This window comes from Pseudomonas sp. S49 (assembly GCF_009866785.1).
Classification (GTDB): Bacteria; Pseudomonadota; Gammaproteobacteria; order Pseudomonadales; family Pseudomonadaceae; genus Aquipseudomonas.
In genome coordinates this window covers 5,506,691-5,527,017 of record NZ_CP019432.1, presented here as the reverse complement: position 1 = coordinate 5,527,017, position 20,327 = coordinate 5,506,691, and the positions used below count along the sequence as shown (strand labels likewise).

Below are 20,327 nucleotides of genomic sequence, written 5' to 3'. Positions count from 1 at the left end.
ACAGGGGATCACCGTACCTGTGGGAGCGAGCCTGCTCGCGAAGCTTTTAGCGTTCAATCAAGGCGCTGGGTTCGGGTGATCCTTGTGAATCGCCTCGATCCCTTCCAGCACTTCATCCGAGAGCTTCAGATCGAAGCTGGCAATGTTGCTGTCCAGTTGTTCAAGCGTGGTCGCACCAATGATATTGCTGGTGACAAACGGCTGCTGCGTCACGAACGCCAACGCCATTTGCGCTGGATCCAGACCGTGTTCACGGGCCAGCGCCACATAGCGGCTGCATGCTGCTTCCGACTGCGCATTGAAATAGCGGCTGAAGCGACTGTAGAGACTCAGACGACCTTTCGGCGGACGAGCGCCACCTTCGTATTTACCCGACAGGAAACCAAACGCCAGCGGCGAATAGGCCAGCAGGCCGCATTGTTCGCGGATGGCGATTTCCGCCAGACCCACTTCAAAACTGCGGTTAAGCAGGTTGTACGGGTTCTGGATCGACACCGCGCGCGGCCAGCCACGGGCTTCGGCCAAGGCGAGAAAACGCATGGTGCCCCACGGCGTTTCGTTGGACAGACCGATGTGGCGGATCTTGCCGGCCTTCACCTGTTCGTCGAGCGCTTCGAGGGTATCTTCCAGTGGGGTCAGGTTCGCTTCGATCTTGTGCTTGTAGCCCAGCTGTCCGAAAAAGTTGGTGCTGCGTTCCGGCCAGTGCAATTGGTATAGATCGATGTAGTCGGTCCGCAGGCGCTCGAGGCTGGCATCCACCGCTGCGGTGATGTGCTGGCGGTTGTGGCGCAGGTTTTTGTCGCGGATGTAGTCGATGGTGTTGCCGGGGCCGGCGATCTTGCTGGCGAGGATCCAGTCGGCGCGGTCGCCGCGACTTTTGAAGTAATTGCCGATATAGCGCTCGGTGGTAGCGTAGGTTTCGGCTTTCGGCGGCACCGGGTACATCTCGGCGGTGTCGATGAAATTGATCCCGGCTTCCTTGGCCCGTTCGATCTGGGCGAAGGCTTCAGCTTCAGTGTTTTGCTCGCCCCAGGTCATGGTGCCGAGGCAGATTGCACTCACGTTCAGGTCGGTACGGCCTAGCTGGCGATAGTCCATCGGGTGCTCCTTGGGCAAAACAATCATAAAAGCAGGTTGAAATATTTTTCGCAATCTGCATAATTGCCGACCTCTTTCTGCAGTGGAAGTGATGCGCCGCCGCCGAAGAATCTTGCCGTTGAACGGACGCGCCGACCCGAGCCCCCGAAAGCGTCTGTATCCGGCTGCCTTTGACTTGTCAAAGTACGCACTATTCAGTAAGATCCGCCGTCTAATTTACAGGGCGGCCCCTGAGGCTATAAAGAATGAAAACTTTTACTGCTAAACCGGAAACAGTAAAGCGCGACTGGTTTGTCGTCGACGCTGCTGGTCAGACCCTGGGTCGTCTGGCCACCGAAATCGCGAGCCGTCTGCGTGGCAAGCACAAGCCTGAGTACACTCCTCACGTTGACACCGGCGACTACATCGTCGTAATCAACGCTGAGCAGATTCGTGTTACCGGTGCTAAAACCACTGACAAAATGTACTACTCCCACTCCGGTTTCCCGGGCGGCATCAAGTCGATCAACTTTGAAAAGCTGATCGCTAAAGCCCCTGAGCGCGTGATCGAGACCGCGGTTAAAGGCATGCTGCCTAAAAACCCACTGGGTCGCGACATGTACCGTAAGCTGAAAGTCTATGCGGGCGCTGCACACCCACATACTGCTCAGCAGCCCCAAGAACTGAAGTTTTAACGGAATAGTACATTATGTCGGCGACTCAAAATTACGGCACTGGCCGTCGCAAGACCGCAACCGCACGCGTTTTCCTGCGTCCGGGTACTGGTAACATCTCCATCAACAACCGTTCGCTGGAAAACTTCTTCGGCCGTGAAACTGCCCGCATGGTAGTTCGCCAGCCGCTGGAGCTGACTGAGACTGTCGAGAAGTTCGACATCTACGTCACCGTGATCGGTGGTGGTGTAAGTGGTCAAGCTGGCGCAATCCGCCACGGCATCACTCGCGCTCTGATGGACTACGACGAAACCCTGCGTGGCGCTCTGCGCAAAGCTGGCTTCGTTACTCGCGACGCCCGTGAAGTTGAACGTAAGAAAGTTGGTCTGCGTAAAGCGCGTAAGCGTCCGCAGTACTCGAAGCGTTAATTCCGCTTCCGCGTTCAAAAAGAACGCCCGCCTCCTCACGGAAGCGGGCGTTTTTTTATGCCTGTGATTTATCAAAGAATTGCGCTGCGACAACTTGCCACTTCCGTAGACCCCCTATACTGCAAGGCTTGAGGGTAAGAGCTCCGGGTAATTCCCTTGTCAGAATTGGGGCTTTTCATTACCATTCGGCAAAATTTTTATAAGTAACATTGATTTATTTAGTAGATGCCTGATTTAACAGGCCACAAAAGCTGATGGGAGAGGACTGAATGAGCAATGACGGCGTGAATGCAGGCCGGCGTCGCTTCTTGGTAGCAGCCACATCCGTGGTGGGTGCTGCAGGAGCGGTGGGGGCTGCGGTCCCGTTCGTGGGGTCATGGTTTCCCAGTGCCAAGGCGAAAGCCGCCGGTGCACCGGTGAAAGTGAATGTCAGCAAAATCGAGCCAGGACAGCAGATGATTGCTGAGTGGCGCGGCCAGCCGGTGTTCATTGTCCGCCGTACCGAGGAAATCCTGGGGAATCTCAAAAAGATCGAGGGCCAGCTCTCCGATCCAACCTCCAAAAACTCCACGCAACCTACCTATGTCGACCCTGAAGTGCGTTCGATCAAGCCGGAAATTCTGCTGCTGATCGGGATCTGCACTCACCTGGGTTGCTCACCAACTTTCCGTCCCGAAGTGGCACCTGCGGATCTGGGCAAAGACTGGGTCGGTGGCTATTTCTGCCCTTGCCACGGCTCCCATTACGATCTGGCTGGCCGCGTCTACAAGTCGCAACCTGCGCCTTTGAACCTGCCAGTTCCGCCGCATTCCTATGAGACCGATGACCTGATCATCATTGGTACTGATCCGGAGAAAGCGTGATGAGCAAGTTCATGGATTGGGTTGATGCGCGCTTTCCTGCGACAAAAATGTGGGAAGACCATCTCAGCAAGTATTACGCTCCAAAAAACTTCAACTTCTTCTATTTCTTCGGCTCTTTGGCGCTGCTGGTTCTGGTCAATCAGATCGTCACCGGTGTCTGGCTGACGATGAGTTACACGCCGTCGGCGGAAGAAGCGTTCGCTTCCGTTGAGTACATCATGCGCGACGTCGAGTACGGCTCGATCCTGCGTCTGCTGCACTCGACTGGCGCTTCGGCGTTCTTCATCGTGGTTTATCTGCACATGTTCCGTGGCTTGCTCTACGGTTCGTACCAGAAACCGCGCGAGCTGGTCTGGGTCTTCGGCATGCTGATTTATCTGGCGCTGATGGCCGAAGCGTTCATGGGTTATCTGCTGCCGTGGGGTCAGATGTCTTACTGGGGGGCCCAGGTGATCATCTCGCTGTTCGGTGCGATTCCGGTCATCGGCAACGACCTGACCCAGTGGATTCGTGGTGACTACCTGATCTCCGGGATCACCCTGAACCGCTTCTTCGCCTTGCACGTTGTCGCGCTGCCGATCGTGATTCTCGGTCTGGTGGTGCTGCACATTCTGGCGCTGCACGAAGTCGGTTCGAACAACCCTGACGGCGTCGACATCAAGAAGCACAAAGACGAAAACGGCATCCCGCTGGACGGCATTGCCTTCCACCCGTACTACACCGTGAAAGACATTGTCGGCGTTGTAGTGTTCCTGTTTATCTTCTGCTTCATTGTGTTCTTCTTCCCGGAAATGGGCGGCTACTTCCTCGAAAAACCAAACTTCGAGCAAGCCAACCCGTTCAAGACGCCAGAGCATATTGCGCCGGTTTGGTACTTCACACCGTTCTACGCCATCTTGCGTGCGATCCCGGACAAGCTCATGGGCGTTATCGCCATGGGGGCGGCGATTGCGGTGTTGTTCGTGCTGCCGTGGCTTGATCGCAGTCCGGTGAAATCGATGCGCTATAAAGGCTGGATGAGCAAAATCTGGCTGGTGGTGTTCTGCATTTCGTTCGTGATTCTGGGTATTCTCGGTGTGCTTGCGCCGACCCCGGGGCGAACCCTGTTGTCGCAGGTCTGCACCTTCCTGTACTTCGCCTACTTCATTCTGATGCCGTTCTACACCCGGCTCGAGAAGACCAAACCGGTTCCGGAAAGGGTGACTGGCTGATGAAAAAGTTATTTTTTGCTCTGATTTTTGCTGCGTTGCCTGTCTTGTCGTTCGCTGCTGAACACGGTGGTCCGGAGCTGGAAAAAGTCGACATCGATGTCTCCGACAAAGCTGCCCTGCAGGACGGTGCGCGCACCTTTGCCAACTATTGCATGGGCTGCCACAGTGCCAAGTTCCAGCGTTATGAGCGCGTCGCCGATGACCTCGGTGTGCCGCACGAACTGATGCTGGAGAAGCTGGTGTTCACCGGTGCCAAGATCGGTGATCACATGACCATCGGCATGCAGCCGGCGGACGCCAAGACCTGGTTCGGCGCGGCACCACCGGATCTGACCCTGGTTGCTCGCGTGCGTGGCACCGACTGGCTCTACGGTTACCTCAAGTCGTTCTACGAAGATCCGGCACGCCCATGGGGTGTGAACAACAAGGTCTTCCCGAACGTCGGCATGCCTAACGTGCTGGTCGGCCTGCAAGGTCGTCAGGTCGTGGGTTGCAAACAGGTGCAGATCGTCGAAGACGGCAAGAAGCAATATGATCCGTTGACCGGCACGCCTCTGACCCATGAAGCGTGCGATCAACTGACCATCGTGCCGAAATCCGGTGCTCTGAACGAAGAGCAGTTCGATGAGAAGGTCAAGAATCTGGTAACCTTCCTGGCTTACTCGGCTAACCCGGTTAAGCTGCAACATCAGCGCATCGGTACTTACGTCTTGCTGTACCTGGCGTTCTTCTTTGTGTTCGCCTACCTGCTCAAGCGTGAATACTGGAAAGACGTGCACTGATACGCTTCAAGCATTGCTGTTAATCGCGCGCGCCCAAGGGCGCCTCCGGTAACGCAAGATCTGGCTCGCCAGGTGTTGTGGGAGGCGCCCTCTGGGCGCGCGCGTTTTTCCGGTTCCGACAAATTCAACAAGCGAGGAGGATCGCCATGGGCGTGACCAATCGGTTGGCCTGTTACTCCGACCCCGCCGACCACTATTCCCACCGAGTGCGCATTGTGCTTGCAGAGAAGGGTGTCAGCGCCGAGATCATTTATGTGGAAGCTGGTCGTCAGCCGCCTAAACTGATTGAGGTAAACCCTTACGGCAGTCTGCCGACGCTGGTCGATCGTGACCTGGCGTTGTGGGAGTCGACCGTGGTGATGGAATATCTGGATGAGCGTTACCCGCACCCGCCGTTGATGCCGGTTTACCCGGTGGCGCGTGCCAACAGCCGTTTGCTGATTCACCGCATTCAGCGCGACTGGTGTGGTCTGGTGGATCTGATTCTGGATCCCAAGTCCAAGGAAGCTGCGCGAGTCGTGGCGCGCAAGGAATTGCGCGAAAGCCTGACCGGCGTGTCGCCGCTGTTTGCCGACAAGCCATTTTTCCTCAGTGAGGAACAAAGTCTGGTGGATTGCTGCCTATTGCCAATACTCTGGCGTTTGCCGATTCTGGGTATTGAACTGCCGCGGCCAGCCAAGCCGCTGCTTGATTATATGGAGCGCTCGTTTGCGCGTGAGGCTTTCCAGGCGAGTCTGTCTGGTGTCGAACGCGATATGCGCTAAGGCTTAAGGAGCCGCTATGAACTCCAGTCGACCTTATCTGGTCCGCGCGCTCTATGAGTGGATTGTTGATAACGATTGCACCCCGCACATGCTGGTCAATTCCGAGTACCCGGCAGTGCAAGTGCCGCAGGGTTTCGCCAGTGACGGGCAGATTGTCCTGAACATTTCTCCGAGTGCCGTGCGTCATCTGCACATGGACAACGACGTGGTGACCTTCGAAGGTCGCTTCGGTGGTGTCCCGCACAGCTTGTACGTACCGATCAGCGCGATCCTGGGGATCTACGCCCGGGAGAACGGTCAAGGCATGGTGTTCGATCTCGAGTCGCCGATGGATGACGAAGAAGAGATCGAGTCGGATGACGACTTGCCGCCACCGGACAGCGAGCCGCCGCGCCCTAGCGGCCGGCCTAGTTTGAAAGTGGTGAAGTAATAAAAAAGGCGATCCGGATGGATCGCCTTTTTTGTGTGCGCGTTTCGGCTGTCAGTCGATGTATTCGAACAGCTTGACGATTTTCTGCACGCCGGAAACACCCTGCACCAGATTGGTTGCCTGGGTGGCTTCCTGTTTGGTCAGCAGGCCCAGCAGGTAGACGATACCGTTCTCGGTCACGACCTTGATGCGCGAGCCAGGGATGCTGGCGTCAGTGAGCATCTGGGTCTTGATCTTGGAGGTCAGCCAGGTGTCGTTCTGGCGCGCAAGGAAGCCGGACGGCGGTATGACTTGCAGTTCGTTATGAACGGTTTTTACCCGTTGGACCGCCGCTGCTGCCTGTTCGGCTTTGGCTTTCAGGTCTGCGCGAGGTGTCTGGCCGGCCAGCAGTACGACACCGTTGAAGCTGGTGACGACGATGTGCGAATCGTTGTCCAGGGCCGGGTCGGCTTTGGCCACGTTCACGCCCACTTTGGTTTCAATCAACGAGTCGTCGATCTTGCTGCCGAAGGTGCGGGTGCCACGATCGTCGTCGATCGGTGCTTCACGGCTGGCGTTTACCACCGAGGTGCAGCCGCTGATGCCGAGGCACAGGGTCAAGGCCAGAAGGCCAAGGCGATTAGGGGTCATTCTTCACTCCCGAACAGTTGGCTGTCGATCAGATCGCAAAGGCAATGGATCGCCAGCAAGTGGACTTCTTGAATACGTGCGGTGACGTTGGCCGGTACGCGAATCTCGACGTCCTCGGGCAGCAGCAGCGACGCCATGCCGCCGCCATCGCGTCCGGTCATAGCTACGACAATCATTTCGCGATCATGTGCGGCCTGGATCGCTTGAATAATGTTCGCCGAGTTGCCGCTGGTCGAAATCGCCAGCAAGACATCGCCTGGCTGACCGAGCGCACGGATCTGTTTGGAGAATACTTCGTTGTAGCTGTAGTCGTTGGCGATCGAGGTGATCGTCGAGGTGTCGGTGGTCAGGGCGATCGCCGGCAGGCTCGGGCGCTCGCGCTCGAAGCGGTTGAGCAGCTCCGAAGAGAAGTGCTGGGCATCGCCGGCCGAGCCGCCATTGCCGCACGAAAGCATTTTGCCTTCGTTGAGCAGGGCGTTGACCATGATCTGGCTGGCTTGCTCGATGTGCGGTGCAAGTACGTCCATCGCCTGTTGCTTGGTGTCGATACTGGCCTGGAAAAGCTGGCGAATTCGGGATTGCATGTCCATCTGTGTGACCTTAAGTAGCGCGGCTGTCCGGCACATGAATGTGCAGCCCGCAAAGCAAAGAGCAAAATTTGTCGGTGGAATTGTCCGGGTCGCAACGCCGACGATCAACTGTCGAAAGCATTCTGCAACCAGTTCAGCTGATCCGGATGGCTGTCGATGGCCACCACGTCGAAGCGGCAGGGGGAATTGGCCCAACGCGACTCGCGCTGAAGAAAATACTGCGCAGCGAAAATCAGTTTCTGCTGCTTGCGCTCATCGATGCTAGCGAGCGCGCCACCCCATTGAGTGTTTTTTCTGTAGCGAACTTCAACGAATACTACTGTATCGCCATCAAGCATGACCAGATCAAGCTCGCCGCGTTTACAAAACCAGTTCTGCGCCAGCAGGCGCAGACCTTGTTGTTGCAGATGCTCGAGCGCCTGGCGCTCGGCATCCTTGCCGCTTTGCGAGCGTGACCTGTCGGGCATCAGCGCGGGGTGTCCGGCAGGCGCTGCACCTGACCGCTGACGAACTGCGCCCAAGGCAACTGACGCATAACGCGTTGGGTCTGGGTCATGCCGAGGCTGCCCGACTCACCGTCGATACGGCTGTCCGGCAGTGCTTTGAGCTGGCCCAGGCGCGGTGCCAGACGATAGGCGTCCACGCCCATGGCGTACAGACGGCCGAGGCTGCCGGCGGCTTGCGGCCACTGCGCAACCACTTGCTGGCGCAGTGGGTCGCTGCTGTCTAGCAGCCACGGGGTTTCGCAGAAGCGAATGCCGTTCATGTCGTTGTACTGGTTGATGTCGCCGCTGGCGCTGTAAACGTGCGAGGTCGCGTAAACCGGAACGTCACCGGCATACTGGAAGTTCAGGGTCGGCTTGATCTGCTGTGCCTGTTGCGGCGTGGCAGCAAGGAAGATGAATTCGATGTCCTGACGGCGCGAAGGCTGCGCGGCTACGTTGGTGCCGGCGGCGTTCTGCAGGCTCTTGGCGCGGGCTTCGCTCTGACGCAGCTGGAACATGTCGGCAATCTGCTGAGCCAGTTGCACCGGCTGATCAACGCGTTCGGTCGCTACGATGCTGCCGCCGTTAGCCTGCCAGTCCTGGCTGAACGCGCGCAGTACGCGGTCGCCCCATTCGCCTTTCGGCACCATGATGGCGGCGCGGTGCAGGCCGTCGGCACGGGCACGACGCGAGACTTCGCGGGCTTCGTCTTCAGCGGCCAGACCGAACTGGAACAGTTGCGCCGGGCCTTGATCGCCTTCGCTGTAATTCAGCGCGAGGGTGGTGATCGGCAGTTGCGGACGGGTGCTCAGCTGTTTGACCAGTGGTTTTTCCAGCGGCCCGACGACCAGTTGCACGCCGTCAGCCTGAGCCTTGCGGTAGAACTCGTCCATCGAAGTCAGTTTCGAGCTGTCGTAGAACTCGATCGCCGGCGGCTTTTGCCCGGCCTGTTGGGCTTGGTAGTGGGCAGCCATGAAGCCTTCGCGCAGTGCTTTACCGACCGCTGCCAGTTGGCCATCTTGCGGCAGCAGCAGGGCGATTTTGCTCAGCGGCTGGCTGGCCAGTTCCTTGAGTTTGGTCAGCGGTAGCGGCAGGTTGATTGCGGCCGGGTGCTTTGGATTCTGCGCGCGCCAGGTGTCGATCGCGGCTTGCTGCTGTTCCAGGGTGCCAGCGGATTTTACCGCCATGGCCAGGCCCATCCAGCCGCCGAGATCGTCGGTGCTGTTCGGTTGCAGTTGGTCGGTTGGCAGCGAGCCGATCAGGGTCCAGATCGCTTCGTGGTTCTTGCTCGCGGCTTCGCCTTGCAGCATCGGCGCGATAAACACGCGCTCGCGGGCGGCAGCCAAAGTCTGGCCATCGGCTTCAAGGGCGCGGGCGTGTACGGTGCCGGTGCGCACTTGCTGCTCTTCAGGCATCTCGCCCAAATGTTGCAGGCTTGGATGGCTCAGGGCAGTCAGCGCGGCTTTCGGCTGATTGCGGGTCATGGCCAGCTCGGCATTCAAGGTGCTGGCGAAAATCTGCTGGCCGGGCTTGAGTTGCTCCATCGGCACTTGTTGCAGGATTTGCGCGGACTGTCCGGCGTTGCCCTGACGATAAGCCAGGTCCGCAGCGCTGAGGCGCAGCAGGGCGGCTTTTTCCGGGGTTTTCGCCTGGCTAGCCTGTTCGAGCAATTGCTCGATGCTGGCATCCGGGGTCCGTGGAAGTTCGCCAAGGCTGGAGGAAGGGGAGCTGGCGCAAGCCGCCAACAAGGCAGCGAGGCAGAGGGCAGTGAACAGCCGCAGGCAAGCGATCATGTAAGTGTTCCTGATACTCGATCAAATTAGCGTCGAATTGTACCCAAGCACTGGCCGGGGCGCGATGTTACTGGCGTGAATCGGACAATTTAGCTGGAGTAAATGTTGCGGCGGCGCACAACTGCGTGCAAAACCGGGCTCGGCTTGAGCGCATCGCAAGCCTCGTGACGCGCTACAATGGCCGCTTTTACCGATCACGAGGTGTGCGCTTTGACTGCTCCAGGTTCCCTGAATTCCGCTGCTGGCTCGCTTTATGTGGTGGCGACGCCCATCGGCAACCTGGACGACATCAGCGCCCGGGCATTGAAGATCCTCCGTGAAGTCGCCTTGATCGCTGCTGAAGACACCCGCCACTCGGCGCGCCTGATGCAGCACTTCGGGATTGGCACGCCGTTGGCCGCGTGTCACGAACACAATGAACGAGATGAAGGTAGCCGCTTTATTACCCGTCTGCTGGCGGGCGATAACGTCGCGCTGATTTCCGATGCCGGTACGCCACTGATTTCCGATCCGGGTTATCACCTCGTGCGTCAGGCCCGTGCGGCCGGAATCAATGTAGTCCCGGTGCCCGGCGCCTGTGCGCTTATCGCGGCGTTGTCGGCGGCCGGTCTGCCGTCTGACCGTTTCATCTTCGAAGGTTTTCTGCCGGCCAAATCGGTCGGACGCAAAGCGCGACTGGAAGCGGTTAAAGAAGAGTCGCGTACGCTGATCTTCTATGAAGCACCGCACCGCATTCTTGAATGCCTGCAGGATATGGAAGCAGTGTTCGGCGGTGAGCGTCAGGCATTGCTCGCCCGGGAAATCACCAAAACCTTTGAGACGCTAAAAGGTCTGCCGCTGGCTGAGTTGCGCGCGTTCGTCGAATCCGACAGCAATCAGCAGCGCGGCGAATGTGTGGTGCTGGTCGCTGGCTGGACTGCGCCGGAGTCCGAAGACGCAGTCAGCAGCGAAGCGATGCGCATCCTCGATCTGCTCCTCGAAGAAATGCCGCTCAAGCGTGCCGCCGCGTTGGCAGCGCAGATCACCGGTGAGCGTAAAAACGTGTTGTATCAGGTCGCGCTGGATAAACAGAAAGGCGTGTAAGCCGTCGCCCATAACGGTCTTGAGGCTTTTAGCGCTTGTTCTTCAGGCGCTCTGCCGTTAACCTTCGCGGCGGAGAGTCGATCGGACAGTCGCTGCCCTCTATGAAAATTAGGGGGGGGAGGAAAGTCCGGGCTCCATAGGGCGAAGTGCCAGGTAATGCCTGGGAGGCGTGAGCCTACGGAAAGTGCCACAGAAAATAACCGCCTAAGCGCTTCGGCGCCGGTAAGGGTGAAAAGGTGCGGTAAGAGCGCACCGCACGTCTGGCAACAGTTCGTGGCTAGGTAAACCCCACTTGGAGCAAGACCAAATAGGGTCCCAAGGCGTGGCCCGCGCTGGGACCGGGTAGGTTGCTAAAGATGTCCAGTGATGGCCATCGTAGACGAATGACTGTTCAAGACAGAACCCGGCTTACAGATCGACTCTCCACCTTTTTCTTTCCCTGCTTGAATCATTGGCAACAGGGCTGTGTAATATCAGCAGGCCTGCTCTGAAAGTTCGGCAGCGGCAAATGCCAGTAATAGCCATTTCCCACCTCGCTTCAATCAACAGCAGAAGCGCTTTTGTAATACCGAAAAAATCTTACTCTTAACAAATTACTTTAACTTTCGAGCGCAGCTGTCAGTGCTGCATCAAGTTATGGGTCGAAACTCTCCGCCAGATTGTCGTTACTCCTCCTTTTAAGCTCCTAAATCTCCGTTCTGTAAGGGTTTTCCTTTAATCCGCGCCTTGACGGTGTGGTGGGCGCATTCCTATAGTGTGCGCAAGTGGCGGAAAGTGGCATGAAGTGGGTTTTTTGAGCTCAAAACGATAAAAATTGGAGAAACGCAGACGTGTTTCGCGGAGCTAACGCTATCAGTCTCGACGCAAAGGGCCGTCTCGCCATGCCGAGCCGGTACCGTGACGAGCTCGATTCGCGCAGTTCCGGCCAATTGATCGTGACCATTGATGCCGTTGATCCGTGTCTGTGTGTCTATCCGCTCGACGAGTGGGAAATTATTGAAACCAAGTTGCGCGCGCTTCCCTCGCTTCGCGAAGAGAACCGTCGCCTGCAACGTTTGCTGATTGGTAATGCCGTCGACCTCGAGCTCGATGGCAGTGGTCGTTTTCTGGTTCCACCGCGTCTGCGCGAATACGCCAAGCTCGATAAGCGCGCAATGCTGGTGGGCCAACTGAACAAGTTCCAATTGTGGGACGAGGATGCATGGAACGCGGTATCTGCCGCTGACCTTGCTGCTATTCAACAACCGGGCGCGATGCCTGATGAACTGCGTGATTTGATCCTGTGACTATTGATAGCGGCTTTAACCACATCACCGTACTGCTTGACGAAGCCGTCGAGGCTCTCGCCGTACGTCCTGATGGCTGCTATCTGGACGGTACGTTCGGGCGCGGCGGACACAGCCGGCTGATCCTCAGCCAGCTCGGCACGGACGGTCGGCTCATCGGATTCGACAAAGATCCACAAGCGATTGCCACCGGGCAAACGCTAGCGGCCGAAGACGGCCGCTTTGTCGTTGTGCAGCGCAGCTTTGCCGAGCTCGGTTCGGTGGTTGCCGAGCAAGGTCTGAGCGGCAAGGTCAGCGGCATTCTGCTCGACCTCGGCGTGTCTTCGCCGCAGCTCGACGACGCTGAACGCGGCTTCAGTTTCCTCAACGATGGCCCGCTGGACATGCGCATGGATCCGTCCCGTGGCATCAGCGCTGCCGAATTCGTCAACACCGCGCCGGCTGAGGAAATCGCCCGGGTGTTCAAGGAATATGGCGAAGAACGTTTCTCCGGTCGCATGGCGCGCGCCGTCGCCGAGCGCCGCGATATCAAACCGTTCGAGCGCACTGCCGATCTGGCCGAAGTATTGAAAGTCGCCAACCCGGCATGGGAAAAGGGCAAGAACCCGGCCACCCGTGCATTCCAGGGTTTGCGCATTCACGTCAACAACGAACTGGGTGATCTGGAAGCCGGCCTCGAAGCCGCACTGGACGCTCTGGAAGTTGGCGGCCGTCTGGTGGTGATCAGCTTCCACTCGCTGGAAGACCGCATCGTCAAACTGTTCATGCGCAAGCTGGTGAAAGGCGAAGCCGACAACCTGCCGCGCAACCTGCCGGTTCGCCATGTCGCGTTCGAACCGAAAATCAAAATCCATGGCAAAGCGCAGACGGCCTCCGACGCCGAACTCAAAGCCAACCCACGTTCCCGTAGCGCCGTCATGCGCGTCGCGGAGAAGCTGCGGTGAGCAAGCTTTTCGCCAAGCCACTGCCCGGCGGCAGCTTTCTGATGCTGCTGCTGTTTGTCGGCGTGCTCGTCTCGGCCATCGCCGTGTCGTACAGCGCGCACTGGAACCGGCAGTTGCTCAACACCCTTTATAACGAACTCAGCGTGCGCGACAAGGCGCAGGCCGAGTGGGGTCGTCTGATTCTCGAACAGAGCACCTGGACCGCGCACAGCCGTATCGAAGTGCTGGCCACCGAACAACTGAAAATGCATATCCCTGGCGCGGCTGACGTGAAGATGGTGGCGCCATGATGAAACTCGAAGGCGCACTGTTCCCATGGCGCTTCCGCCTGATGGTGGCGCTGCTCGGCATCATGGTCGCGGCGATCTGCTGGCGCATCATTGACCTGCAAGTGGTTGACCGTGACTTCCTCAAAGGTCAGGGCGACGCGCGCAGCCTGCGTCACATTCCGATTCCCGCTCACCGTGGTCTGATCACCGACCGTAACGGCGAGCCGTTGGCCGTGAGTACCCCGGTGACTACGCTGTGGGCCAACGCCAAGGAAATGCAAACGGCTAAAGAGAAGTGGCCGGCACTCGCCGCCGCGCTGGGTCAGGATCCGAAAGCCCTGACCGAACGCCTCGAAGCCCAGGCCAACAAAGAATTCATTTATCTGGTGCGCGGGCTGACCCCCGAGCAGGGCCAGGCTGTGCTCGATCTGAAAGTGCCGGGCGTTTATGGCATCGAAGAATTCCGCCGGTTCTACCCGGCCGGTGAAGTCACTGCGCACATGGTCGGTTTTACTGACATCGATGACCACGGTCGTGAAGGTGTCGAACTGGCCTATGACGAATGGCTCGCCGGGGTGCCGGGCAAACGACAGGTCATCAAGGATCGGCGCGGTCGGCTGATCAAGGATGTCCAAGTCACCAAAAACGCCAAGGCCGGCAAGCCCTTGGCGTTGTCCATTGACCTGCGTCTGCAATATCTGGCCAACCGCGAACTGCGTAACGCGATCATCGAGAACGGCGCCAAGGCCGGCAGTCTGGTGATCATGGACGTCAAGACCGGCGAGATTCTGGCCATGGTCAACCAGCCGACCTACAACCCGAACAACCGTCGCAACCTGCAGCCGGCAATGATGCGTAACCGCGCGATGATCGACGTGTTCGAACCGGGTTCGACCATGAAAGCCATCTCGATGGCCGCTGCAATCGAAACCGGCCGCTGGAAACCGAGCGACACCGTCGAGGTGTATCCGGGCTCCCTGCAGATCGGCAAGTACACGATCAAGGACGTCTCCAAGAGCGAAGGTCCGGTGCTCGACCTGACCGGCATCCTGATCAATTCCAGTAACGTCGGCATGAGTAAGGTCGCGTTCGACATCGGCGGCGAAACGATTTTCCGCCTCGCGCAGAAAGTCGGCCTCGGCCAGGATACCGGCCTCGGCTTCCCGGGCGAACGTGTCGGCAACCTGCCGAACTACCGCGATTGGCGCAAGGCTGAAACCGCAACGCTTTCTTACGGCTACGGTATTTCCGTGACCGCGATTCAACTCGTCCACGCGTTCTCGGCACTGGCCAACAACGGTCGTCTCGCACCGCTGACCCTGATCAAAACCGACAAGCCGCCGCAGACCACGCAAGTGCTGCCGGAAGCCGTCGCGAAAACCCTGCAAGGCATGCTCACCCAGGTGATCGAAGCGCCGCGCGGCGTGTTCCGTGCGCAGGTGCCGGCGTATCACGTGGCGGGCAAGTCGGGTACCGCGCGTAAGACTTCGGTGGGCACCAAGGGCTACGCGGAAAACTCTTACCGCTCGCTGTTCGCCGGTTTCGGCCCGATGAGCGATCCGCGTTACGCGATTGTTGTGGTGATCGATGAGCCGTCCAAGGCCGGTTACTTCGGTGGTCTGGTTTCCGCGCCGGTGTTCAGCCGTGTGATGTCCGGCACCCTGCGCCTGATGAACGTAACGCCGGACAACCTGCCGACGACGCAACAAGCCAACGCTACCCCGGTCGTTCCGCTGAAAGCCAATGGAGGGCGCGGCTGATGTCATTAAGTCTGAACAAGATATTCCCCCACGCCGGCCACGATCTGTTGATCCGTGAATTGGCGCTGGACAGCCGCAACGTACGCGCGGGCGATCTGTTCCTCGCCGTGCCTGGCGGAAAATTCGATGGCCGTGCGCACATTGCCGATGCCCTGCAACGTGGCGCGGCGGCGGTGGCCTATGAAGTGGAAGGCGCCACCGTGCTGCCGATCACCGACGTGCCGCTGATTCCGGTCAAAGGCCTGGCGGCACAGCTGTCGGACATCGCCGGGCGTTTTTACGGTGAGCCAAGTCATCACCTGAATCTGATTGGCGTGACCGGCACCAACGGCAAGACCAGCGTGACCCAATTGGTCGCGCAGGCACTCGATCTGCTCGGTCAGCATTGCGGCATCGTCGGCACCTTGGGTTCCGGCTTCTATGGCGCACTGCAAAGCGGTCTGCACACCACGCCAAACCCGATCGCCGTGCAAGCGACGTTGGGCGACCTGAAAAAGGCCGGGGCCAAAGCCGTAGCCATGGAAGTCTCGTCCCACGGTCTGGATCAGGGCCGCGTCACTGCTTTGGCATTCGATGTCGCGGTGATGACCAACCTGTCCCGCGATCATCTGGATTATCACGGCAGCATGGAGGCGTACGCCGAGGCCAAGGCCAAGCTGTTCGCCTGGAATGATCTGAAGTGCCGCGTGGTCAACCTCGACGACGATTTCGGCCGGCAACTGGCCGCTGAAAAACGTGAATCGCGCCTGATCACCTACAGCCTGCTCGACAGCAGCGCGTACCTGTTCTGCCGCGAAGCGCAGTTTGACGACCACGGTGTGCGCGCCACATTGGTGACGCCGCAGGGCGAGCATCATCTGCGCAGCACACTGCTCGGTCGCTTCAACCTGAGCAACGTTCTGGCGGCAGTCGGCGCGCTGCTCGGTCTGGATTACGCGCTCGACGAAATTCTCAAAGTACTGCCGAAACTCGAAGGCCCGGCCGGTCGCATGCAGCGTCTGGGTGGTGGTACGCAGCCGTTGGTGGTGGTCGATTACGCCCACACCCCGGACGCGCTGGAAAAAGTACTGACCGCGTTGCGCCCGCACGTCAAAGGTCAGCTGCTGTGCCTGTTCGGCTGCGGCGGTGATCGTGATCGTGGCAAACGTCCATTGATGGCCGAAGTGGTCGAGCGTCTGGCCGATCAGGTGCTGGTCACCGACGACAACCCGCGCACTGAAGATCCGGCAGTGATTTTCGATGACATCCGCGCCGGTTTCACGGCTGTGGATAAAGTCACCTTCGTTGCGGGCCGTGGTCAGGCGATTGCGCAACTGGTCGCTGGCGCGTCCGCCGAAGACGTGATTGTCCTGGCCGGTAAAGGTCACGAGGACTATCAGGAAATCAACGGCGTGCGTCATGCCTTCTCTGATCTGGTCGAGGCCGATCACGCCCTGACCGCTTGGGAGGTGGCCCATGCTTAAGGCCCTCAAACTCAGCGAACTGACCAACGCGCTCGACGCCCGTTTGATCGCCGCCGATGCCAGCTTCGACGGCGTCAGCATCGACAGTCGCGCGATCCAGCCAGGCCAACTGTTTATTGCGTTGACCGGGCCGCGCTTCGACGGTCATGACTATTTGAACGATGTCGCTGGCAAAGGCGCCGTTGCCGCGCTGGTCGAGCGTGAAGTCGCCGACAGCACGCTGCCGCAACTGCTGGTCAAAGACACCCGTCAGGCCCTCGGCCAGTTGGGCGCGTTGAACCGTGCCGCGTTCACTCAGCCAGTCGCTGCCATCACTGGCTCCAGCGGCAAGACCACGGTCAAGGAAATGCTCGCGAGCATCCTGCGCACGCGCGGTCCGGTGCTGGCGACCCGTGGCAATCTGAACAACGACCTCGGCGCACCGCTGACCCTGCTCGAACTGGCCCCGGAACACACTTCGGCGGTGATCGAACTGGGCGCCTCGCGTCTGGGTGAAATCGCTTATACCGTCGGCCTGACCAAGCCGCACGTGGCGATCCTGAATAACGCCGGCACCGCGCACGTCGGTGAGTTTGGCGGGCCGGAAAAAATCGTCGAAGCCAAAGGCGAAATCATCGACGGGCTGGCGGCCGACGGCGTCGCCGTGCTCAACCTCGATGACAAGGCCTTCGGTATCTGGAAGACCCGTGCGGGCGCTCGCAAGGTGCTGACTTTCGCCCTGAGCAACACTCAGGCGGACTTCTACGCCAGCGACCTGAGCACCGATGCCCGTGGTTGCCCGGCCTTCAATCTGCACACACCTGAAGGTGTCGAGCGCGTTCAACTGAACCTGCTCGGCACGCACAACGTCGCCAATTCCATGGCCGCCGCCGCTGCCGCTCACGCCTTGGGCGTGTCGCTGTTCGGCATCGCCACCGGGCTTGGCGCCGTGCAACCGGTCAAGGGTCGCACCGTCGCGCAACTGGCGAAAAACGGTATGCGCGTGATCGATGACACTTACAACGCAAACCCCACCTCGATGTGCGCGGCCGTTGATATACTCGCCGGCTTTTCCGGCCGCACCGTCCTGGTGCTCGGAGATATCGGCGAGTTGGGCGATTGGGCGGAGCAGGGGCACCGCGACGTGGGCGAGTACGCCCGGGGCAAGGTTTCCGCGCTTTATGCCGTTGGGCCAAACATGGTTCACGCCGTAAACGCTTTCGGTGAACAGGCGCATCACTTCGGCAGCCAAGCCGAACTGATTCAGGCCCTCGACGCCGAGCAGGACACAAACACCACCATTTTGATCAAGGGTTCGCGCAGTGCAGCGATGGAAAACATCGTTGCGGCTCTGTGCGGGTCCAGTCTGGAGAAACATTAATGCTGCTGCTGCTAGCGGAGTATCTGCAACAGTTCTACAAAGGCTTCGCGGTCTTTCAGTACCTGACCCTGCGCGGGATTCTCGGTGTGCTGACCGCGCTGGTTTTGTCGCTGTGCTATGGCCCGTGGATGATCCGCACTTTGCAGAACCGTCAGATCGGCCAGTCCGTTCGTAACGATGGTCCGCAATCGCACCTGTCCAAGTCGGGCACCCCGACCATGGGCGGCGCACTGATTCTGTCTTCGATCGGCGTCAGCACTTTGCTTTGGGCTGACCTGAGCAACCGCTACGTCTGGACTGTTTTGCTGGTGACCCTGCTGTTCGGCGCCATCGGTTGGGTTGACGATTACCGCAAAGTCATCGAGAAGAACTCGCGTGGCCTGCCGAGCCGCTGGAAGTACTTCTGGCAGTCGGTGTTCGGCCTCGGCGCGGCGATCTTCCTTTATATGACAGCTTCCACGCCGGTGGAAACCACGCTGATTCTGCCGATGCTCAAGGATTACAGCATTCCGCTGGGCCTGGGCTTCATCGTGCTGACTTACTTTGTGATCGTCGGTTCGAGCAATGCGGTCAACCTGACTGACGGCCTCGACGGTCTGGCGATCATGCCGACCGTGATGGTTGGCGGCGGCCTCGGCATTTTCTGCTACCTGTCGGGTAACGTGAAATTCGCTGAGTACCTGCTGATTCCCTACGTGCCGGGCGCGGGTGAGCTGATCGTGTTCTGCGGCGCGCTGATCGGTGCCGGTCTCGGTTTCCTGTGGTTCAACACCTATCCGGCGCAAGTGTTCATGGGTGACGTCGGTGCGCTGGCACTCGGTGCGGCACTGGGCACCATCGCGGTGATCGTCCGTCAGGAAATCGTCCTGTTCATCATGGGCGGCGTGTTCGTGATGGAAACCCTGTCAGTCGTCATTCAGGTTGCGTCCTTTAAGCTGACCGGTCGCCGTGTGTTCCGCATGGCACCGATCCACCACCATTTTGAACTCAAGGGCTGGCCCGAGCCGCGCGTGATTGTCCGCTTCTGGATCATCACCGTGATTCTCGTGCTGATCGGCCTTGCCACCCTGAAGCTGAGGTAGAACGAGTGTCTCTGATCGCTTCTGACCACTTCCGCATCGTTGTCGGCCTCGGCAAGAGCGGCATGTCCCTGGTTCGCTTCCTGGCGAACCGGGGCACGTCGTTTGCCGTGGCAGACACGCGGGAAAATCCACCGGAACTGGCCACGCTCAAGCGTGACTATCCGCACGTGGAAGTGCGTTGTGGCGAGCTGGACGTCGAATTCCTGTGCCGCGCCGACGAGCTCTACGTGAGCCCCGGCCTGGCGCTGGCGACCCCGGCCCTGCAAGCCGCCGCGGCCCGTGGCGTGAAACTGTCCGGCGACATCGAGCTGTTCGCGCGTAACGCGCGGGCGCCGATCGTCGCCATCAGCGGTTCCAACGCGAAAAGCACCGTCACCACCCTGGTCGGCGAGATGGCGGCTGCGGCCGGCAAACGCGTCGCCGTCGGCGGCAATCTCGGTACTCCGGCGCTGGATCTGCTCAGCGACGACGTCGAGCTGTACGTGATGGAACTGTCGAGTTTCCAACTGGAAACCACCGACCAGCTCAACGCTGAAGTGGCCACCGTGCTGAACATCAGCGAAGACCACATGGATCGCTACAGCGGCCTGCCGGCGTACCACCTGGCCAAGCACCGGATTTTCCGTGGCGCGAAGCAGTTTGTGGTCAACCGTCAGGATGCGCTGACCCGTCCGTTGATGGGCGAGGGCCAGCCGTGCTGGACCTTCGGTCTGACCAAACCGGATTTCAAAGCCTTCGGTATCCGCGAAGAAGACGGCGAGAAATACCTGGCCTTCGAATTCCAGAACCTGATGCCGGTGCGTGAGCTGAAGATTCGCGGCGCACATAACCAGTCCAACGCCCTCGCGGCATTGGCGCTGGGGCATGCCGTGGGCTTGCCGTTCGACGCCATGCTCTCGGCCCTGCGCACGTTTGCCGGCCTCGAACATCGCTGCCAGTGGGTACGTGATCTCGACGGCGTGGCGTATTACAACGATTCGAAAGCCACCAACGTCGGCGCCGCTCTGGCCGCCATCGAAGGCTTGGGCGCGGACATCGACGGCAAGGTCATCCTGATCGCCGGTGGCGATGGCAAGGGCGCCGAATTCAACGACTTGCGTGATCCGGTGGCGGCCAACTGCCGCGCCGTGATCCTGATGGGCCGCGACTCCGACAAGATCGGCGCAGCCATCGGCGACGGCGTGCCGTTGATTCGCGCGACCTCGCTGATTGACGCCGTTGCGCAATGCCGCGCCGCCGCCCAGCCGGGTGATGTGGTGCTGCTGTCGCCGGCCTGCGCCAGTTTCGACATGTTCAAGAACTATGAAGACCGTGGTCACCAGTTCGTCCGCGCTGTGGAGGAACTGGCATGAG

Annotated in this window: 21 protein-coding genes and 1 other RNA gene; 17 read left to right on the top strand and 5 right to left on the bottom strand. The window is 59.4% G+C overall.

The genetic code is table 11. From position 1 onward, the window contains the following. Positions 1-57: 57 nt before the first annotated feature. Complete coding sequence (locus tag PspS49_RS24310) at positions 58-1,098, bottom strand: NADP(H)-dependent aldo-keto reductase (RefSeq protein ID WP_127929718.1); 1,041 nt, start codon at positions 1,096-1,098, stop codon at positions 58-60. 245 nt (positions 1,099-1,343) lie between these two features. Between PspS49_RS24310 and rplM the strand changes: the two genes are divergently transcribed. The 7 genes from rplM to PspS49_RS24275 all read left to right on the top strand — a co-directional run bounded on the left by rplM (position 1,344) and on the right by PspS49_RS24275 (position 6,229). After that, positions 1,344-1,772: a 50S ribosomal protein L13 gene (rplM, locus tag PspS49_RS24305; protein ID WP_007917032.1), complete on the top strand. Its 429-nt coding sequence runs from the start codon at positions 1,344-1,346 to the stop codon at positions 1,770-1,772. Between the two features lie 14 nt (positions 1,773-1,786). Further along, the gene (gene rpsI / locus PspS49_RS24300) at positions 1,787-2,179 is read left to right on the top strand and encodes a 30S ribosomal protein S9 (RefSeq protein ID WP_008080273.1); all 393 of its coding nucleotides are present in this window, start codon (positions 1,787-1,789) and stop codon (positions 2,177-2,179) included. A gap of 269 nt (positions 2,180-2,448) precedes the next feature. Continuing rightward, the gene (gene petA / locus PspS49_RS24295; RefSeq protein WP_127929717.1) at positions 2,449-3,042 is read left to right on the top strand and encodes a ubiquinol-cytochrome c reductase iron-sulfur subunit; all 594 of its coding nucleotides are present in this window, start codon (positions 2,449-2,451) and stop codon (positions 3,040-3,042) included. Continuing rightward, the gene (locus tag PspS49_RS24290; RefSeq protein WP_038361054.1) at positions 3,042-4,253 is read left to right on the top strand and encodes a cytochrome bc complex cytochrome b subunit; all 1,212 of its coding nucleotides are present in this window, start codon (positions 3,042-3,044) and stop codon (positions 4,251-4,253) included. Before petA ends, PspS49_RS24290 begins: the two co-directional genes overlap by 1 nt. Continuing rightward, positions 4,253-5,035, top strand: a complete 783-nt coding sequence (locus PspS49_RS24285; protein ID WP_008080280.1) for a cytochrome c1 — start codon at positions 4,253-4,255, stop codon at positions 5,033-5,035. Before PspS49_RS24290 ends, PspS49_RS24285 begins: the two co-directional genes overlap by 1 nt. Before the next feature lie 146 nt (positions 5,036-5,181). Beyond that, positions 5,182-5,799 (top strand): glutathione S-transferase N-terminal domain-containing protein, encoded by a 618-nt coding sequence (locus tag PspS49_RS24280; protein WP_007917025.1) that lies wholly within the window; start codon positions 5,182-5,184, stop codon positions 5,797-5,799. A gap of 16 nt (positions 5,800-5,815) precedes the next feature. Beyond that, positions 5,816-6,229 carry a ClpXP protease specificity-enhancing factor gene (locus tag PspS49_RS24275; RefSeq protein WP_007917024.1) on the top strand — a complete coding sequence of 138 codons (414 nt, stop codon included), beginning with the start codon at positions 5,816-5,818 and terminating at the stop codon, positions 6,227-6,229. Between the two features lie 51 nt (positions 6,230-6,280). Here the strand turns inward: PspS49_RS24275 and PspS49_RS24270 are convergent, their stop codons facing one another. The 4 genes from PspS49_RS24270 to PspS49_RS24255 all read right to left on the bottom strand — a co-directional run bounded on the left by PspS49_RS24270 (position 6,281) and on the right by PspS49_RS24255 (position 9,727). Next, the gene (locus tag PspS49_RS24270) at positions 6,281-6,859 is read right to left on the bottom strand and encodes a BON domain-containing protein (RefSeq protein WP_007917023.1); all 579 of its coding nucleotides are present in this window, start codon (positions 6,857-6,859) and stop codon (positions 6,281-6,283) included. Beyond that, positions 6,856-7,449, bottom strand: a complete 594-nt coding sequence (locus tag PspS49_RS24265; RefSeq protein WP_007917022.1) for a phosphoheptose isomerase — start codon at positions 7,447-7,449, stop codon at positions 6,856-6,858. The genes PspS49_RS24270 and PspS49_RS24265 overlap by 4 nt, the downstream gene beginning before the upstream one ends. Before the next feature lie 104 nt (positions 7,450-7,553). Next, on the bottom strand, positions 7,554-7,916 hold the full coding sequence (locus PspS49_RS24260; protein WP_127929715.1) for a YraN family protein: 363 nt from the start codon (positions 7,914-7,916) through the stop codon (positions 7,554-7,556). Further along, positions 7,916-9,727, bottom strand: coding sequence for a penicillin-binding protein activator (locus tag PspS49_RS24255; RefSeq protein WP_160041774.1), 1,812 nt, complete (start codon positions 9,725-9,727; stop codon positions 7,916-7,918). Before PspS49_RS24255 ends, PspS49_RS24260 begins: the two co-directional genes overlap by 1 nt. Positions 9,728-9,904: 177 nt before the next feature. On the opposite strand from PspS49_RS24255, the gene rsmI reads away from it, so the two are divergent. The 10 genes from rsmI (at position 9,905) to murD (ending at position 20,326) form a co-directional block, all read left to right on the top strand. After that, positions 9,905-10,810 carry a 16S rRNA (cytidine(1402)-2'-O)-methyltransferase gene (rsmI, locus tag PspS49_RS24250; protein ID WP_134177973.1) on the top strand — a complete coding sequence of 302 codons (906 nt, stop codon included), beginning with the start codon at positions 9,905-9,907 and terminating at the stop codon, positions 10,808-10,810. A 73-nt stretch (positions 10,811-10,883) separates the two neighbouring features. Continuing rightward, positions 10,884-11,237, top strand: an RNA gene (gene rnpB / locus PspS49_RS24245) — RNase P RNA component class A. 403 nt (positions 11,238-11,640) lie between these two features. Further along, a complete protein-coding gene (gene mraZ / locus PspS49_RS24240; RefSeq protein WP_007917012.1) occupies positions 11,641-12,096 on the top strand; it encodes a division/cell wall cluster transcriptional repressor MraZ in 456 nt (151 codons plus the stop codon). Positions 12,097-12,098: 2 nt separating this feature from the next. Further along, positions 12,099-13,040 carry a 16S rRNA (cytosine(1402)-N(4))-methyltransferase RsmH gene (gene rsmH / locus PspS49_RS24235; protein ID WP_095112441.1) on the top strand — a complete coding sequence of 314 codons (942 nt, stop codon included), beginning with the start codon at positions 12,099-12,101 and terminating at the stop codon, positions 13,038-13,040. Further along, positions 13,037-13,330, top strand: coding sequence for a cell division protein FtsL (ftsL, locus tag PspS49_RS24230; protein ID WP_095123194.1), 294 nt, complete (start codon positions 13,037-13,039; stop codon positions 13,328-13,330). Before rsmH ends, ftsL begins: the two co-directional genes overlap by 4 nt. After that, complete coding sequence (locus PspS49_RS24225; protein WP_174245137.1) at positions 13,330-15,069, top strand: penicillin-binding protein 2; 1,740 nt, start codon at positions 13,330-13,332, stop codon at positions 15,067-15,069. Before ftsL ends, PspS49_RS24225 begins: the two co-directional genes overlap by 1 nt. Beyond that, positions 15,069-16,532, top strand: coding sequence for a UDP-N-acetylmuramoyl-L-alanyl-D-glutamate--2,6-diaminopimelate ligase (locus PspS49_RS24220; RefSeq protein WP_160041772.1), 1,464 nt, complete (start codon positions 15,069-15,071; stop codon positions 16,530-16,532). Before PspS49_RS24225 ends, PspS49_RS24220 begins: the two co-directional genes overlap by 1 nt. Then, on the top strand, positions 16,525-17,892 hold the full coding sequence (gene murF / locus PspS49_RS24215) for a UDP-N-acetylmuramoyl-tripeptide--D-alanyl-D-alanine ligase (RefSeq protein ID WP_160041770.1): 1,368 nt from the start codon (positions 16,525-16,527) through the stop codon (positions 17,890-17,892). Before PspS49_RS24220 ends, murF begins: the two co-directional genes overlap by 8 nt. Next, entirely contained in the window at positions 17,892-18,974 is a 1,083-nt protein-coding gene (gene mraY, locus PspS49_RS24210; protein ID WP_007917000.1) for a phospho-N-acetylmuramoyl-pentapeptide-transferase, read from the top strand. The genes murF and mraY overlap by 1 nt, the downstream gene beginning before the upstream one ends. A gap of 5 nt (positions 18,975-18,979) precedes the next feature. Beyond that, the gene (gene murD, locus PspS49_RS24205; protein WP_160041768.1) at positions 18,980-20,326 is read left to right on the top strand and encodes a UDP-N-acetylmuramoyl-L-alanine--D-glutamate ligase; all 1,347 of its coding nucleotides are present in this window, start codon (positions 18,980-18,982) and stop codon (positions 20,324-20,326) included. Position 20,327: the final 1 nt, after the last annotated feature.

Excerpts from the sequence above, each read along its gene's own strand:
- PspS49_RS24310 (WP_127929718.1), bottom strand. The coding sequence starts at position 1,098 with ATGGACTATCGCCAGCTAGGCCGTACCGACCTGAACGTGAGTGCAATC.
- rplM (WP_007917032.1), top strand. The coding sequence starts at position 1,344 with ATGAAAACTTTTACTGCTAAACCGGAAACAGTAAAGCGCGACTGGTTT.
- rpsI (WP_008080273.1), top strand. The coding sequence starts at position 1,787 with ATGTCGGCGACTCAAAATTACGGCACTGGCCGTCGCAAGACCGCAACC.
- petA (WP_127929717.1), top strand. The coding sequence starts at position 2,449 with ATGAGCAATGACGGCGTGAATGCAGGCCGGCGTCGCTTCTTGGTAGCA.
- PspS49_RS24290 (WP_038361054.1), top strand. The coding sequence starts at position 3,042 with ATGAGCAAGTTCATGGATTGGGTTGATGCGCGCTTTCCTGCGACAAAA.
- PspS49_RS24285 (WP_008080280.1), top strand. The coding sequence starts at position 4,253 with ATGAAAAAGTTATTTTTTGCTCTGATTTTTGCTGCGTTGCCTGTCTTG.
- PspS49_RS24280 (WP_007917025.1), top strand. The coding sequence starts at position 5,182 with ATGGGCGTGACCAATCGGTTGGCCTGTTACTCCGACCCCGCCGACCAC.
- PspS49_RS24275 (WP_007917024.1), top strand. The coding sequence starts at position 5,816 with ATGAACTCCAGTCGACCTTATCTGGTCCGCGCGCTCTATGAGTGGATT.
- PspS49_RS24270 (WP_007917023.1), bottom strand. The coding sequence starts at position 6,859 with ATGACCCCTAATCGCCTTGGCCTTCTGGCCTTGACCCTGTGCCTCGGC.
- PspS49_RS24265 (WP_007917022.1), bottom strand. The coding sequence starts at position 7,449 with ATGGACATGCAATCCCGAATTCGCCAGCTTTTCCAGGCCAGTATCGAC.
- PspS49_RS24260 (WP_127929715.1), bottom strand. The coding sequence starts at position 7,916 with ATGCCCGACAGGTCACGCTCGCAAAGCGGCAAGGATGCCGAGCGCCAG.
- PspS49_RS24255 (WP_160041774.1), bottom strand. The coding sequence starts at position 9,727 with ATGATCGCTTGCCTGCGGCTGTTCACTGCCCTCTGCCTCGCTGCCTTG.
- rsmI (WP_134177973.1), top strand. The coding sequence starts at position 9,905 with ATGGCCGCTTTTACCGATCACGAGGTGTGCGCTTTGACTGCTCCAGGT.
- PspS49_RS24225 (WP_174245137.1), top strand. The coding sequence starts at position 13,330 with ATGAAACTCGAAGGCGCACTGTTCCCATGGCGCTTCCGCCTGATGGTG.
- PspS49_RS24220 (WP_160041772.1), top strand. The coding sequence starts at position 15,069 with ATGTCATTAAGTCTGAACAAGATATTCCCCCACGCCGGCCACGATCTG.
- murF (WP_160041770.1), top strand. The coding sequence starts at position 16,525 with ATGCTTAAGGCCCTCAAACTCAGCGAACTGACCAACGCGCTCGACGCC.
- mraY (WP_007917000.1), top strand. The coding sequence starts at position 17,892 with ATGCTGCTGCTGCTAGCGGAGTATCTGCAACAGTTCTACAAAGGCTTC.